Below are 14,074 nucleotides of genomic sequence, written 5' to 3' on the forward strand. Positions count from 1 at the left end.
TCATCCACATGATGATCGACACGGGGACCGCAGGCTCCCTCTTCGAGTCCCTCCAGACGGACGCCCTCACCACCCCGGACCAACTACGCGAGCTCTACCCGGAGCCGAGCCCCCACGCCCTCCGCAAGGAGATCGACCACCTGACCGACGAGACCCGGGCGCTGATCGGCTGTTCCTCCCTGGTGTTCGTCGGCAGCGCGGACGCCGAGGGCCGCGCGGACGTGACGCCGCGGGGTGGCCCGGCCGGATTCGTCTCGGTGCTCGACGCCCGCACCCTGGTGATCCCCGACGCGACCGGCAACAGGCGGCTCGACACCCTCCACAACGTGCTGCGGACCGGACGCGTCAGCCTGCTCTTCCTCATCCCCGGCCGCCCGACCACACTGCGCGTCAACAACGGCCGCGCCTGCGTCTCCGCGCGCCCGGAACTACTCACCCAGCTCACCCCCGTCGGCAAACCACCGGTCACGGCGATCGTCGTCCACGTCGAGCAGGTCTACCCCCACTGCCCCAAGTCCCTGCTACGCGCCAACACCTGGCAACCAGAGCGCTGGCTCCCTGCCGACGCCCAGCCAACCAGCGCCGAGGTCACCCTGACCCAACTGAACCTCCCCGGCCTGACCATCGCCCAGATCGAGGAGGCCGAACGGGAGTCCCTGCGCCTGCGTTACGAGTGACGCCCGTTCAAGGGCTCTGCTCCACCTTTTGTGGGCTTTCTGGAGCGGTACGCAGTGTCGCGCATCAGTGGGCCGTTTCGGTGATGTCCCGGATGAACCGCTCCGCGATGGCCCGCTGGACGGGTTCCAGTTCTCATTTCCCGTGCTGGCGGTCGCGCGGTCGAGTGTCACCATGGCCGGATACTGCTGGGTCACACCGAGCATGGCGATCCGTGATCGAGCCCGCTCCAGCGACGCCGCTGCCTCAACGACAGCACGCTGCCTCGCCTGGTCCGCATCACCAGTGCCCGGTCCGGCGTGGACTACCCGCTCAGGCAACCCGACTTGCCGGTCCTCGGCGCCAGGAACACCGCCATGATCGAGGCCGTCCCCACGCCCCCGCCCATCGTCGACGCCGATCTGTTCGGCCTCAGCCCCGCCACAGCGGAGAGCTGGGCCAGACACGCCAGGCCGACGAACGGGGGCCTGCGCCTCGACGCCCGATTGGGCGGTACCCCCTGGCGGCGGTGCTCGTGGGAGTAGTTGGCGCGGCCGTCGCCGGTCCGGTCGCACTCGGCGAGCGTCCCGGTCAGCGAGCAGATTGACGACGGCAGCCGTTTAGGCATGGGCGGTGCCGATCTGCTGGGCTGGAGGATCACCAAGGAGGAACCCGATGGGGCAGGTATCGCACCCTCGGGATCTCGGTGCGCGGGAGGCCGGGTGTCAACCACAGGACAGCGTCACGGTGATGCTGGCCCCTGCTGGTCATCCCTGCTGTCTCCCTACAGATGACGACAGCGACTAACAGAGTGACCGAAGCTGGCGGTGGGTGATGAGGCAGCAGGACAGCTTCAGGAAGCGTGCCAGCCATCGTCCCCCCGAAACACCTGGCACGCCATCGGACTCGGCCTCTACCGGTGAGTGGCAATGCCCCGGGCGCGGACCTGGTCACGGCAGACGTCGGGGTCGTAGCCGCGGTCGGCGAACAGCGAGTCCGGTCAGCGCCGTGGGTGGCCGACACAGCCAGGGAGGGGGGCGGGCTGGCATCCAATCGCTGCCGCGTTCAGCTCGGCCAGCCGTACCTCGTACAGCCGTTGGCCACGCACCGGCCTCGTGCCAGTCCCGTCGGGGTGTCGTGCTCCTAGGCAGAGCATGACCTGGTTCCCGTGTGCGGCGACGGTCACCCTTTTCATGTGCCAACCGGAAGGGCGGCGCACAACAGCCGTCCATTTCATGGATACCTGGAAAGGGGACGCACATGCCTGAAACGCAGGATGCGCCGGTTTGGCTGGTGACTGGGTGTTCTACCGGGTTCGGCCGGAGCATCGCAGCGCATCTGCTGGACGAGGGGTACCGGGTGGTCGTCACCGCGCGGAAGACCGACTCCGTCCGGGAACTCGGCGACCGGGACAACGCCCTGGCGGTGCCCTTGGACGTCACCAGCGAGAGCAGCGTCGACGGGGCGGTGCGCGAAGCGGAGGAGTGTTTCGGTCGCGTTGATGTCGTGGTGAACAACGCGGGCATCGGCTACTTCGCCGCCGTCGAGGAGACACCGACCGACGCCGTGGAACGTCTCTTCGACGTCAACTTCCACGGCACCGCGCGCGTGATCCACGCCGTACTGCCGGGTATGCGGGCTCGCCGCTCCGGCACGATCGTGAACCTCACGTCGATCGGCGGTCTGGTCGGCCACCCGGCTGTGGGCTACTACTGCGCCGCCAAGTTCGCCGTGGAAGGGCTTTCCGCGAGCCTGCGCCACGAGGTCGAACCCCTGGGGATCAAGGTCATGACCGTCGAACCGTCGGCGTTCCGCACGGACTGGGCCGGATCCTCGCAGGAGACGCGGAACCCGATCCCGGACTACGACCAGAGCGCCGGTGCCGCCCGTCGCGCCTACCACGACTCGGTGGGCAAGCAGGCCGGTGATCCCGATCGCGCGGCACGCGCCCTGCTGAAGGCCGTCAGTGCCGCCCGTCCCCCTCACCGTCTCCTTCTCGGCGCGGACGCATACCGCGTCGCCATGGCCGATCTCGAAGCGAAGCAGACCGAGTTCGTGGCCTGGGGGGACGTTGCTCACGGTGCCGACTTCCCCGCACAGGGATGAGAGGACCGGCCTTCCGGTCCGTGCGATTCCACGTTCGCCGTTCTCGGTGAGTGAAGGCAGGAAATGCCATGGCTCGTTTCACGGGAAGGGTCGCCGTCATCACCGGTGGCGGCAGTGGCATCGGCCTCGCCACAGCACGGCGGTTCCTCGATGAGGGCGCCTCGGTCGTCATCTCCGGTCGCCGCAAGGAGCGCCTGGAGCAGGCCGCGGCCGAGATGCCACAAGACCGAGGGCAAGTACGGCGTGCACGCCGACACCATCCGCCCAGGCCGACGAGGTCGCCTCCGCCATCGCCTGCCTCGCCAGCGAGGAAGCCGCCCTCGTCACCGGTGTCGCCCCGCCCGTCGACGGGGACAGACCGGTACCGACGGCGGCCCGGAGTGGGGCAATCAGGCCGGGACGCCGACTGTCCTCCGGCCCTCCCAGGTCGGTCCCTCCCCCCATGTACAGGAGCATCTCCCATGGCTGACAAGACCATCGTCCTGACCGGCGCGACCAGCGGGATCGGCGAAGCCAGCGCGCCGCGTTTCGCCGCGACGGCCGACCGCCTCATCGTGCACGGTCCCGAACCCGAGGAGTCGGTACTCCGGCTGCTGCGACGGCTGTCGGCAGCGGGGAACGCGGACGTCCATTACGTGCAGGCCGACTTCGACGACCTGAGCGGTGTGGTGCGACTGGCCGACCGCGTCCGCGACCTGACCGACCGCGTCGACGTCCTGGTCAACAACGCCGGACGGCCCGGGGCCGAGCGGCGGCAGATCAGCGGCAACGGCTACGAGGTGACGCTGCAGACCAACTACCTCGCCGCGGTCCTCCTCACCGACCGGCTGGCACCCCTGCTGCCCCCACGCACGGGCCGCGTCGTCCACGTCGCCTCCGCCACCCACCTCTCCGTGACGCTCGACCTGGACGACATCCAGTCGGAACACGGCTACAGCCCCTTCCGGGCCTACGCCCGGTCCAAGCTCGCCATGGTCGGGCACGCCCTGTGGCAGGCGGACCAGTGGGGTTCCACGGGCCCTCAGATCGTCAGTATCAGCCCCGGTGTCATCGACACCGGTCTCCTGCACGCCATGTTCGCCGTGCGGGGAGCCGCCCCCAGCCACGGAGCGGCCAACGTCATCGACGCCTCGACCCTCCCCTTGCCGCACTCAGGTGCCTACATCGACGACGGACGCCCGGCGCAGCCTCATCCCGACGTGCTGAACGCGGAGTTCAGGAAGCGGCTGCACGCCGTCACCGCTGGACTCCTCAGCCCGTGGGAGGCCGTGGCCGACGAGCGGCCTGCCGGGCGACCCGTCGGCCGGTGAGGGAACCGCCCGCTGGTCCACGGCCTTCACGCGGGTGTGGTCAGACAGCGTCGCCGCGGGCCTCGGCGAGGATGCGGCCGGAGTCCGTGCCCGGGAACCGCTCCAGCATCGCGCGGACCTCGGTGGCGTCGGTGTTGGCGCCGAACAGTTCGGTGCCGGGCTGCATACGCACGCCTTCGGCCAGCGGTCCGGCGAGGACCGGGTCGAAGCCGAGAGCATCGACGAGGGCCGCGACGGCGGCGACGTCGTCCTCGCCGTCCCCGGCGATCGCGATCGCCCTGCGCCCCGGGGTGCCCGCTGGGCGCGCCCCCTCCTCCAGGTCGTGGTAGCCCATGTGGTTGAAGGCCTTGACGACGCGGGAGTCCGCCAGGTGGTCCCGTACGATCTCGCTGGAAGACGTGTGCGGGTCGGTCAGGTCCTGTCGGACCCCGTCCACCTCCCACCAGTAGTTCATGGCGTCGACCACGAGCTTGCCGCGCAACGCCGCCACGGGCAGCGACCGGTACTTGCCGAGCGGAAGGGCCAGCACGACGATGTCGGCCCGCGCGGCGGCCTCGGCCGCGCTCACCGCCTGCGCGCCGGGCGTGACCACCTCCACGATGAGCGCGATCTTCGCCGGGTCGCCGGACCCGGCGATCAGGACGTCGTACCCCGCTGCCGTGGCGAGCCGGGCGAGTACGGTGCCGACCTTTCCGGCGCCGAGGATGCCGAGTGTGGTCATGGCTCAGCCCGCCAGGAGGTCGCGGACCATGGGGGCCACCTTCGCGCCGAACAACTCGACGGCTCGTACGCGGGCGGCAGCCGACTGGGTTCCGGAGCTGTAGATGAGGTCGAAGCGTCCGACGCCGAGCGTGCTGACCGCCCCGGCGATCTTCCTCGCCACGGTCTCCGGAGAGCCGAGGTACATCGATCCGTGCTCCACCTCGGCCTCGAACTCCTCACGCCGCAGCGGCGGCCAGCCGCGCAGCGCCCCGATCCGGTCCCGGATCACCTTGTACGACGGGTAGAACAGTTCCTTGGCCTCCTCGTCGGTGTCGGCCACGAACCCGGGCGAGTGCATACCGACGGGATGCGCGACGGTGCCGAACTTGTCGGCGGCGCGCTGGTACAGGTCGATGTACGGACCGAAGCGGGCGGGGGACCCGCCGATGATCGCGAGCATGAGCGGCAGCCCGTGCCGGGCCGTGCGCACCACCGACTGGGGCGAGCCGCCCACGCCGACCCAGGTGTCCAGGCGGCCGGACTCCGTCTTGGGGAAGACGTCCGCGTTCTCCAGCGCGGCACGGGTCGTACCGCTCCAGGTGACCGGCTTCTCGTCGAGCAGCTTCACGAAAAGGTCGAGCTTCTCCTCGAAGAGGATGTCGTAGTCGCTCAGGTCGTAGCCGAAGAGCGGGAAGGACTCGGTGAACGAGCCGCGGCCGAGGATCGCCTGCGCGCGGCCGTGGGAGATCGCGTCCACGGTGGCGAAGCGCTGGAACACGCGGACGGGGTCGTCGGAGCTGAGTACGGTCACGCCGGAAGCCAGCTTGATCCGCGAGGTGCGGGACGCGATACCGGCCAGGACGGTCTCCGGGGCCGAGATCGAGTACTCCGGGCGGTGGTGCTCGCCGACGGCGATGACGTCGACGCCCAGCTCGTCGGCGAGCACGGCCTCCTCCACCACCTGCCGCACCGCGGCCGCGTGGGAGAGGGGGACGCCGCCGGCGTCCACGGGGACGTCGCCGAAGGTGTCGAGGCCGAGTACGAGATCTGTCATGGTGCACCCTCTCCAAGTGGATGACGCTTCAACTTCCCGCCATGTTGACGCGTCAACAACAGTGGGGGAGGTCGTATTCCGGGCTCCCCGGGCGCGTTACGCGCGGCCCCTCAGGAGGCGGCGTCCGCGGTGGGCGCGGTGCGCAGCGGTGCCAGGGCTCCGCTCCAGGCGACGACCTGGTCGAGCACGGCACCGACCGCGGCCTCCTGGTGCGGCGCCGGCCGGAAGAGGCTGAAGTCCTCGAAGTCGCTGTAGAGGGACAGGGCGGCCTGGGCACGGACATCGGCTACCTGGAGTTCGCCCATGACCAGGCGCAGGTGCTCGACCGCGCGAGTGCCGCCGACACTGCCGTAGCTGACGAAGCCAGCGGCCTTGTTGTTCCACTCGGCGTAGAGGAAGTCGATGGCGTTCTTCAAGGCGCCGGAAGTGGAGTGGTTGTACTCGGGGGTGACGAAGACGAAGCCGTCGAAGGAGGCGATCTTCTCGGCCCATGCCCTGGTGTGCGGCTGGGCGTACTGGCCCAGGGAGGGCGGGACCGCCTCGTCGAGGTGGGGCAGTCGGTACTCGGCGATGTCGACGAGTTCGTACTCGGCGTCGTCACGCTGCTTGGCGATGTCGTACACCCAGTTGGCCACGGCCTCGCCGTTGCGTCCGGGGCGGGTGCTGCCGAGGATGATGGCGATCCTGATCATGTCGTTGGTCCGTTCGGTCGGGGGGAATGAGTCACGGTGGTGACAGCGGCTCTACAACTGCCCGGGAGCCGCGTACCGGTAGAAGAAGGGGCCGATCTGCGCGGCCAGGGCGCGGGTCAGGCCGGAGCTGTCCTCCAGCAGGCGCGCCCCAGGGGTGAGGTCGCCGATGAAGACCGGGTCGAATCCGGCGTCGCGGATGAGCCGGGCGGTGACGTCCTTGGCCCCCGGCTCGGCCGCGTACAGGTTGCTCGGGGTGACGCGCTGTTCGGTGATCTGGTCGTAGGCGGAGGCGAAGACGGTGGAGAAGGACTTCGCGGTGGGTCCGCCGATGATCGACTTGACCTGGTGAGCGAGGGAGGGGAAGCCGTCGGCGCGGGCGGTGTAGAGGTTGGTCGCGTCGATGGTGACCTGCCCGTGGAGTCCGGTGACCTTGTCGAGCGCCTCGGCGATGGCGGAGCCGGGCACGGCGACCACGACGACGTCGGCGTCCGAGGCGTCGCCGCCTTCCCGGCCCAGGCTCGTCACCTGGTGGCCAGCTCCGTCCCACAGGCGGGCCAGTCCGCCGCCGACGTGTCCTCTTCCGATCACGGTGATGTTCATCTGGGCTCCTCGAAGCTGTCGGCGCACGGCGGGCCGCACACCGAGAGGGGTACGGCCACCGAGTGACGTGGTGGACGCGTGGGTGAGCGCTGGCTCGGCTCAGCCCTTGTTCTGGCCGAGGAGCTGCAGTTCCCAGGCAAGGCTGGTGCCGAAGCTGCCGCCGTGCTCCAGGAGGATCTCGGTCATGCCGGGCACGGTCTCCTCGCGGGCCCAGTCCCGCTGCCACTCGGAGATGACGGTGCCGGAGCAGGTCGGGATGACACCGGCCTGGATCATGCGCTCGATGCCCCGCTCGTGCGCCTCGGTCGTGGTGGCGCCGGAGGCGTCGGTGACGGCGAAGACGCGGTAGCCGTCCGCGAGGGCGTGAATGGCGGGCCAGGCCAGGCAGATGTCCGTCCACAGACCGGCCATGATCAGGTCCTTGCGGCCGGTGGCGGCGACCGCGTCCACGACCCGCTGGTCCTCCCAGGTGTTGATCGCCGTCCGGTCGATCGGCGTCTGGTCGGGGAAGACGTCCTGTAGCTGGCGGATGATGCGACCGCCGCGGTCCTCCACCACCGTGGTCAGGATCGTCGGCACGTCGAAGAGCTTCGCGCCCTTGGCCAGCGCCGTGACGTTGTTGACCACCAGGGTGGCGTCCATGCTGCGCATCCCCGCGAACTGGGCACCCTGGTGGTCGATCAGCAGAAGGACCGACTTCTGCGGCTCCAGAAGCGCGTCGAGACCGGTGTACGTGATGCCCTTGGCTGCCATGTCGTCTCCCTCGTCGTATCGGTGACGGCCTTGATCGCGGCCGCCGCACCAACCTTCGCAACCACCTCCCCACCCCTGCATCGGTGAGCATTACGTAGCCCCGGTCGGGTGCGACCCGGTCCTGCGGGAAGGGAACGAGGAGCGGCATCGCTCCGATTGCCTAGCCTTGTCAGCATGAGCAATGGGACACCCTTGGGTGAATTTCTCAGAGCCCGTCGGGAAGCGCTGAAGCCGCATGATGTCGGCTTGCCCGAGCACGGGCGACGTCGGGTACCGGGCCTGCGCAGGGAGGAAGTCGCCCTGCTGGCCGGAGTGAGCTCCGACTACTACGTGAGACTGGAACAGGGACGCGAGAACAGCCCGTCCCCACAGGTCGTCGAGGCGGTGGCGCGGGCGCTGAAGCTGGACGAGGAAGCCACCGACCACCTCAACCGGCTGTGCCTGGCCGCCTCTCAGAGGCCGCGCCAGTGGGAGGGCCGTGGGCAGGTCGGCCGCCAGTTGCTTGACCTGATGGACGGCTGGGCGCACACGCCCGCGTTCGTCCTCGGCCCCGCCCTGGACGTCCTCGCGGCCAACTCCCTCGCCATCGCCCTGCACAGCGGATTCTACCGTTTCGACAACCTCGCCCGCATGGTGTTCGTCGACCCCGCGGGCCGGGAGTTCTATCAGGAGTGGGAGCGGGCGGCACACTCCTGCGTAGCCGAGATGAGGGCCGCTTACGGCTACGATCCCCAGTCGGAGCGGATCGCCTCGGTGGTCGGGGAACTCCGCGCGGCCAGTGCGGAGTTCGCCGACATGTGGAAGATGCACGAGGTGAAGAGCAAGTCGCAGGAGGGCAAGCACCTCAGGCATCCCACGGTGGGCGACCTGCACATCAGGTTCTCGGCCTTCACCGTCAACGGTGCCCCGCACCAGCAACTCGTCGTCTACCAGGCCGAACCAGCGAGCCGGACGGCAGCCGCGTTCGAGGAGCTCCGCGCCACCGTGACGCCTTCCTCACCCCTCCGGGACGCCGTGACTCCGGTCTCGGGGATCGGCCACCGCTGACCCCGTACAGCGAAGTCGGCCGGTCCTTCCCGCGCGGGAAGGACCGGCCGACTCAGGACCAGCGTGGCGAGCCTGGCCGTCAGGCGACGGACCGACTCAGTCGACGACCCTGCTGGTCGACCGGTAGCTCCAGGGCTCGTACTCGGGGTGCCTGGCGGCCCAGGCGGCGATGAAGGGGCAGACGGCCAAGTACCGGGTGTCCGCTTCCCGGACCATGTCCAGCGCGGCCTTGGCGAGCGCCGACCCCACGCCGCGGCCTTCGAAGGCGGGCTCCACCTCGGTGTGGACGAAGGCGAGCACCTGCTTGGCCGGGATGTACTCGGCGATCCCGGCGAGCTGCCCGTCCACGTAGGCTTCCAGACGTTTGCCGTTCTCGTTGTGGACCACGTTGACCGCGGCCTTCGCGTCTGCCATGTGTGCCTCCGTTCTGGGCGGTTCCCGGCCCTCATCCCGGCGCGGGCAACCGGCTGCCACTGTCCTCGGTGACGGCCGCGCCGCGCATCGGCGATGTTCGCCTACGGCTTCGGCCCGCGTCGTCGCGGTCGTCGCGAGCGCGCGGTCCCGGCAGTACCCCGGTCATCGTACGGCTCCCCCACCGGCGACGGCGTGCCGGAGCAGCCGTCAGTCGGTGCCCACGACGAGGGCGCTGGCGGTGGCGAAGGTGTGGCGGAACTCCTTCAGCGGGCGGTACTCCTCCGACTCGTAGAAGGCCCTGACCGCCTGCTTGTCGGGGAACTCGATGATCACCCCGATGGCCGGGCGCTGGTCCGCCTCGATGACGAAGCAGTCGGTGTCGCGGACGAGGGGCCTGCCTCCGAAACGCGGGACGAGTTCCAGGGTGCGGGCCTCGTACTCGCGCATCTTCTCGTCGTCGTCGGGGGTGACGCTGATGACCATGTAGGCGCTCACGGCTAGGGCTCCTCATTAGTTCGTTAGTTTGCACTTACGCGAACTATTGAACTGCCGAGCACGCGCCGAGGCAACCCGAGCGAGGGTGACATCCATCACCACTGTTCACGTATATACGAACTAACGTATCCTGGTGTCCATGAAGCCGCTGACGCACCCGCACCGCGACGAGCTGAGCATCGAGGCCGTCCTGGACGCCATGGCCAATCCCATTCGGCTACGCATCATCGAGCGGCTCGCCGACGGCGAGGAACTGACCTGCTCCACCGTCCTGCCCGAGGTCACCCCGTCCACCGCCAGCCGACACTGGCACGTCCTGCGGGAGGCCGGGATCCTGTTCGCTCGCCGTGAGGGACGCATCGTCCTGCACCAGCTTCGCCGCGACGACCTCGACGCCCGCTTCCCCGGCCTCCTCGACAGCGTGCTCCGGGCCGTCCGCACCGCACCGAGCGCGGTCTCCGGGGGACGTCCGGCCGGGAGGCCGTAACCGCGGACGAGGGCCGCACCGGGGCCCGCGCTCCGCCACAGCGCCCCGCGCCCTTGATAGGCGACGTTCACCGAGGTCCGGCCTGAGCACGGCGGCGGAGACTGGGGGCACGAATCCGCCCTGAAAGGACACCGACAGGTATGCCGCTGTGGAGTGCCGAGATCGACAAGCTGCGCCCCGCCATCCGTAGTGAGGGGCGCGCCATGGCCGAGGCCATGTCCGGGGCGTTCAGTGCCGTGTTCCCCGGCGGCACGGCCACGGCGTACGACGCCGAGGCGCTCAGCGAGCTACGGGCGCAGTTGACGGTGCCCGGCGCGGTGGCGGCCGTCGACCGGTACGTCAACGGTCCGCGCGGCAGGGTCAGGCTGCGCGTCTTCACCCCGGACCGCCCGGCCCGCGCGGTACTGCTGAACATTCACGGCGGCGGCTTCGTCATGGGTGCCCCGGAGATGAACGACGGTCTGAACGCTGCCCTGTCGCGGGCCCTGGACATCGCCGTCGTCTCGGTCGACTACCGTCTCGCCCCCGAGCACGCCTACCCAGCGGCTCACGACGACTGCGAGACCGCGGCGTCGTGGCTGGTCGAGCACGGCGCGGCCGAGTTCGGCACTTCAAGACTGCTGATCAACGGCGAGTCCGCGGGGGCCAATCTCGCCGCGGCCACCCTGCTCCGGCTGCGTCGGCGGGGCACCGCCCACCGATTCTCGGGCATCGTCCTGGAGTTCGGGGTCTACGATCTCTCGGGCACGCCGAGCGCCGCACAGGAGACGGACCACGACGTGCTCAGCGCGGCTGTCCTGCGCGGCATGATGGACCTGGCGCATCCCGACCGCTCCCCCGCCGAGCGCCGCCATCCGGACCTGTCTCCGCTCTACGCGGACCTGACCGGCCTGCCTCCCGTCCTGTTCGGGGTGGGAACGGCCGATCACCTCATCGACGACACGCTGTTCCTGGAGCGGCGCTGGGCCCTGGCGAACGGCAACACCACACTGCAGGTCTATCCCGACGCTCCGCACGGCGGAACGGGTCTGCCCTCGGTGACGCCCCACTGGCAGTCCGCGCTGCTGTCGTTCCTCGACTCCTGCCTCACCTCGCCAGGTGCCAGCGGGACCGCCCCCGCTCACGAGGTCGCCTGACCCGCGCTGGTCAGCCCGGGTAGAGCCACCGGTGCAGCAGCCGGGTTAGTGCGGGCATCAGCGCGTACGTCATCAAGCCGCTGAAGAACAGGGCGACCAGCGCGGTCCGCGGCAGCAACGGAACCGCGGACAGCACCGGTTGCAGCACCACGCCGGTGAACAGCGACAGGGGGAGGATGCCGCCCGCCGCCGTCAGCGACATCTTCCACCGGGCGGGCATGGCGGAGGTGCTGGGATCCCGCTGCGGGAACCAGCCCTCCAGCCCGCTGAGATGGCGCCGGTGGATCTCCCGGTGCCCGGTGCCCGCCCGCTCGAACCAGGCCGCCCGCTCCGGTGAGCCCTGCCAGGCGGCGCAGGCGTCGGCGTCCCGGAAGCGGTGGACCAGGAACCACGGGTCACCGGGGCGGGCGGGGCGGAACAGACCGTAGCCGAGGTGACCCGGGAAGGCCGCCGCGGCGTCGAGGATGCCGTGCGCCCACCGCTCGAACTCCTCCTCGTGACCGGGGTCGACCTGGCGGGCGATGAGGATGCCGACCTCGCCGGAGGGCTGGGGCTCCGAGGTCTGTTCGGGGGCGGGCGCTGTCGTCATGTCGGCTCCATAGCGGCGGTGAGGGTGACTGGGGGCGCCCCTGACCGGGCGCCCCCTTCGCCGTCCTCGGCGGGGAGCCGCTCGGGCTCCGGCGTCGGGGCTGGCATCCGCCGACGCCGGGGCCCGACGGGACACCGGCCCCGGCGCGCCCGCCAGGACGGGTTCCGGAGGGGCGTCAGTGCGCCGTCTGACCGCCGTCGACGACGAACACACCGCCCGTGGTGAACGACGCGGCTGGCGAGGCGAGGTAGAGCACCATGCCGACGATCTCCTCGGGGTCGGCCGCGCGCCCCATCTGCGGCCCGGCCATGACGATGTCCCGCTTGACCGGGTCGTCGAGCCACGGCTGCGTCATGGCGGTCCTGGTGAGGCCCGGGGCGAGCGCGTTGACCCGAATGCCAGCCTTGGCGTAGTCGACGGCGGCGGCCCTGGTGAGTCCGATGACACCGTGCTTGGCCGCCACGTAGGGAGCCATGTCCGGGTCGCCGATGAGACCGGCGATCGAGGCGGTGTTGATGATGGAGCCGCCGCCTGCCCTGACCATGTGCGCGATCTCGTACTTGAGGGAGAGGAAGACGCCCTTGAGGTCCACCGCGATGGCCTTGTCCCAGTCCTCCTCCGACTGCTCGGCCAGCGGGGCGGGCGGCACGAAGACGCCCGCGTTGTTGAACGCGATGTGCAGGTCGCCGTACGTGTCCACGGTGGTGGAGACGAGGCTGTCGACGTCGCGGGCGAGGGTGACGTCGGTCGGGACGAACAGGCCGGTGCCACCCTCCTTCTCGATCAGGCGGACGGTGTCGTTGCTGCGCTCGTCGATGTCGCCGATGACGACGGTGGCGCCCTGCCGGGCGAAGCCCAGGGCCACGGCGCGTCCGATACCGCTGGCGCCTCCGGTGACAAGGACGACCTTGCCGGTGAAGTCGAGGAAGGATTCCGTCACAGTCGTTCGTCTCCTGACGGGAAGGGCATGGGAGGGCGGTCGGTCAGGCATGGGTCCCGGCGGGACGGCGGGTGCCGCCCGGCGGGAGGGGTCAGCGGGTCAGAAGGTGACGGTGATCTTGCCTTGGACATGTCGGGCACCGAAGTCGATGAGGGCCTGACGCGCCTCGGCGAACGGGTAGCTGGAGTCGATGGGGATGGACAGCTCGCCCTTGGCCGCCTGCGCGGCGAGGGCGGCCAGGCGTCCCTCGGTGGCGCGGGTGCCGCCGTACAGGGCGGTGACCTCTCGGTCGAAGGAGGGCGGGCCGCCCAGCGGGGAGACCAGACGGCCTCCTGGCCTCGCCGCCGCGGCGGTGGCGGCCAGGCCGGGGCCCGCGTTGGCGAGGTCGATCACGACGTCGGCGCCACCGGGCAGCAGACGGCGGGTCTCCTCGACGATGTCGACCGCGCGGTAGTCGAGGACGTGGTGGGCACCGAGACCGCTCAGGAATGCCTCGTCGCCCGCACGGCCGGTGGCCACGACCGTCAGCCCCGCCTGCTTGGCGAGCTGGACCGTGTAGGAGCCCACGCCTCCCGCCGCGCCGACGATCAGGACGCCGGAGCCCTGGGGGGCGTCGACGAGTTCCAGCAGGGCCGCGGCGGTGAGGGCTCCGGTGGGCAGGGCGGCTCCCTGCGCGGGAGTGAGTTCCGCTGGGCGCCGCGCGGCGGACGGGGCGTCGTTGATCAGCGCGTACTCGGCGAGGGCACCTGAGGCGACGCTGTTCCAGGCGATGACCGGGTCCCCGGGCCGGAACCGGGTGACTGCCGTACCCACCGCTTCCACGGTCCCACTGATGTCGACACCGGGGACGAAGGGGTGGGTCACGGGGATGGCGTCGCGCATCGCGCCGGTGACGAGCACCTTGTCGACCGCGTTGAGAGCGGCGGCCTCCATGCGGACGAGGAGTTGCCCGGGGCCGGGGACGGGGGTGGGCAGGTCCACGGTGGAAAGTTCCTCAAGCGGCCCGTAGGACCGCGCGACCAGCGCCTTCATGATGGGATCTCCTTTTTGTTGATGCATCAACAATACATCAGAACGTTGACGCGTCAACCTTTG

The 14,074-nt window shown here is 70.1% G+C and carries 16 protein-coding genes and 3 pseudogenes; 7 read left to right on the forward strand and 12 right to left on the reverse strand.

Annotated elements, in window-relative coordinates:
* Positions 1-8 precede the first annotated feature (8 nt).
* Complete coding sequence (locus tag ACFQZ6_RS00825; protein WP_381604382.1) at positions 9-677, forward strand: MSMEG_1061 family FMN-dependent PPOX-type flavoprotein; 669 nt, start codon at positions 9-11, stop codon at positions 675-677.
* Between the two features lie 491 nt (positions 678-1,168).
* Here the strand turns inward: ACFQZ6_RS00825 and ACFQZ6_RS00830 are convergent.
* Positions 1,169-1,249: pseudogene (locus ACFQZ6_RS00830) on the reverse strand (IS5/IS1182 family transposase); the annotation flags it as partial.
* Positions 1,250-1,457: 208 nt separating this feature from the next.
* Positions 1,458-1,690 (reverse strand): annotated as a pseudogene (locus tag ACFQZ6_RS00835) (IS5/IS1182 family transposase); the annotation flags it as partial.
* A gap of 224 nt (positions 1,691-1,914) precedes the next feature.
* On the opposite strand from ACFQZ6_RS00835, the gene ACFQZ6_RS00840 reads away from it, so the two are divergent.
* From ACFQZ6_RS00840 to ACFQZ6_RS00850, 3 genes and pseudogenes are all read left to right on the forward strand, one after another.
* On the forward strand, positions 1,915-2,760 hold the full coding sequence (locus ACFQZ6_RS00840) for an oxidoreductase (RefSeq protein ID WP_381604383.1): 846 nt from the start codon (positions 1,915-1,917) through the stop codon (positions 2,758-2,760).
* Between the two features lie 68 nt (positions 2,761-2,828).
* Positions 2,829-2,984: pseudogene (locus ACFQZ6_RS00845) on the forward strand (SDR family NAD(P)-dependent oxidoreductase); the annotation flags it as partial.
* A gap of 237 nt (positions 2,985-3,221) precedes the next feature.
* Positions 3,222-4,070 (forward strand): SDR family NAD(P)-dependent oxidoreductase, encoded by an 849-nt coding sequence (locus ACFQZ6_RS00850; RefSeq protein WP_381617969.1) that lies wholly within the window; start codon positions 3,222-3,224, stop codon positions 4,068-4,070.
* A gap of 40 nt (positions 4,071-4,110) precedes the next feature.
* Here ACFQZ6_RS00850 and ACFQZ6_RS00855 read toward each other — a convergent pair whose 3' ends face one another.
* The 5 genes from ACFQZ6_RS00855 to ACFQZ6_RS00875 form a co-directional block, all read right to left on the reverse strand.
* A complete protein-coding gene (locus ACFQZ6_RS00855) occupies positions 4,111-4,791 on the reverse strand; it encodes an NADPH-dependent F420 reductase (protein ID WP_381604384.1) in 681 nt (226 codons plus the stop codon).
* 3 nt (positions 4,792-4,794) lie between these two features.
* Positions 4,795-5,826: an LLM class flavin-dependent oxidoreductase gene (locus tag ACFQZ6_RS00860; RefSeq protein WP_381604385.1), complete on the reverse strand. Its 1,032-nt coding sequence runs from the start codon at positions 5,824-5,826 to the stop codon at positions 4,795-4,797.
* Between the two features lie 110 nt (positions 5,827-5,936).
* The gene (locus tag ACFQZ6_RS00865; RefSeq protein WP_381604386.1) at positions 5,937-6,518 is read right to left on the reverse strand and encodes an NADPH-dependent FMN reductase; all 582 of its coding nucleotides are present in this window, start codon (positions 6,516-6,518) and stop codon (positions 5,937-5,939) included.
* 51 nt (positions 6,519-6,569) lie between these two features.
* Positions 6,570-7,118, reverse strand: a complete 549-nt coding sequence (locus tag ACFQZ6_RS00870) for a dinucleotide-binding protein (RefSeq protein WP_381604387.1) — start codon at positions 7,116-7,118, stop codon at positions 6,570-6,572.
* Between the two features lie 99 nt (positions 7,119-7,217).
* Positions 7,218-7,871, reverse strand: coding sequence for a hydrolase (locus ACFQZ6_RS00875; RefSeq protein WP_381604388.1), 654 nt, complete (start codon positions 7,869-7,871; stop codon positions 7,218-7,220).
* A gap of 174 nt (positions 7,872-8,045) precedes the next feature.
* Here ACFQZ6_RS00875 and ACFQZ6_RS00880 point away from each other — a divergent pair, with 174 nt between their 5' ends.
* On the forward strand, positions 8,046-8,918 hold the full coding sequence (locus ACFQZ6_RS00880) for a helix-turn-helix transcriptional regulator (protein ID WP_381604389.1): 873 nt from the start codon (positions 8,046-8,048) through the stop codon (positions 8,916-8,918).
* Between the two features lie 96 nt (positions 8,919-9,014).
* On the opposite strand, the gene ACFQZ6_RS00885 is transcribed toward ACFQZ6_RS00880, so the two are convergent.
* Together ACFQZ6_RS00885 and ACFQZ6_RS00890 are read right to left on the reverse strand one after the other, a co-directional pair.
* Entirely contained in the window at positions 9,015-9,332 is a 318-nt protein-coding gene (locus ACFQZ6_RS00885) for a GNAT family N-acetyltransferase (RefSeq protein ID WP_381604390.1), read from the reverse strand.
* Positions 9,333-9,539: 207 nt separating this feature from the next.
* Entirely contained in the window at positions 9,540-9,827 is a 288-nt protein-coding gene (locus ACFQZ6_RS00890) for a DUF1330 domain-containing protein (RefSeq protein ID WP_381604391.1), read from the reverse strand.
* 139 nt (positions 9,828-9,966) lie between these two features.
* Between ACFQZ6_RS00890 and ACFQZ6_RS00895 the strand changes: the two genes are divergently transcribed.
* Together ACFQZ6_RS00895 and ACFQZ6_RS00900 are read left to right on the forward strand one after the other, a co-directional pair.
* Entirely contained in the window at positions 9,967-10,314 is a 348-nt protein-coding gene (locus ACFQZ6_RS00895; RefSeq protein WP_381604392.1) for an ArsR/SmtB family transcription factor, read from the forward strand.
* A gap of 140 nt (positions 10,315-10,454) precedes the next feature.
* Positions 10,455-11,450: an alpha/beta hydrolase gene (locus ACFQZ6_RS00900; protein ID WP_381604393.1), complete on the forward strand. Its 996-nt coding sequence runs from the start codon at positions 10,455-10,457 to the stop codon at positions 11,448-11,450.
* A 10-nt stretch (positions 11,451-11,460) separates the two neighbouring features.
* On the opposite strand, the gene ACFQZ6_RS00905 is transcribed toward ACFQZ6_RS00900, so the two are convergent.
* The 3 genes from ACFQZ6_RS00905 to ACFQZ6_RS00915 all read right to left on the reverse strand — a co-directional run bounded on the left by ACFQZ6_RS00905 (position 11,461) and on the right by ACFQZ6_RS00915 (position 14,011).
* On the reverse strand, positions 11,461-12,039 hold the full coding sequence (locus ACFQZ6_RS00905) for an antibiotic biosynthesis monooxygenase (RefSeq protein WP_381604394.1): 579 nt from the start codon (positions 12,037-12,039) through the stop codon (positions 11,461-11,463).
* Between the two features lie 175 nt (positions 12,040-12,214).
* Positions 12,215-12,979, reverse strand: a complete 765-nt coding sequence (locus ACFQZ6_RS00910; RefSeq protein ID WP_381604395.1) for an SDR family NAD(P)-dependent oxidoreductase — start codon at positions 12,977-12,979, stop codon at positions 12,215-12,217.
* Between the two features lie 99 nt (positions 12,980-13,078).
* The gene (locus ACFQZ6_RS00915; RefSeq protein ID WP_381604396.1) at positions 13,079-14,011 is read right to left on the reverse strand and encodes an NADP-dependent oxidoreductase; all 933 of its coding nucleotides are present in this window, start codon (positions 14,009-14,011) and stop codon (positions 13,079-13,081) included.
* Positions 14,012-14,074: the final 63 nt, after the last annotated feature.

The organism is Streptomyces flavalbus (assembly GCF_042674625.1).
Taxonomy (GTDB): domain Bacteria; phylum Actinomycetota; class Actinomycetes; order Streptomycetales; family Streptomycetaceae; genus Streptomyces; species Streptomyces flavalbus.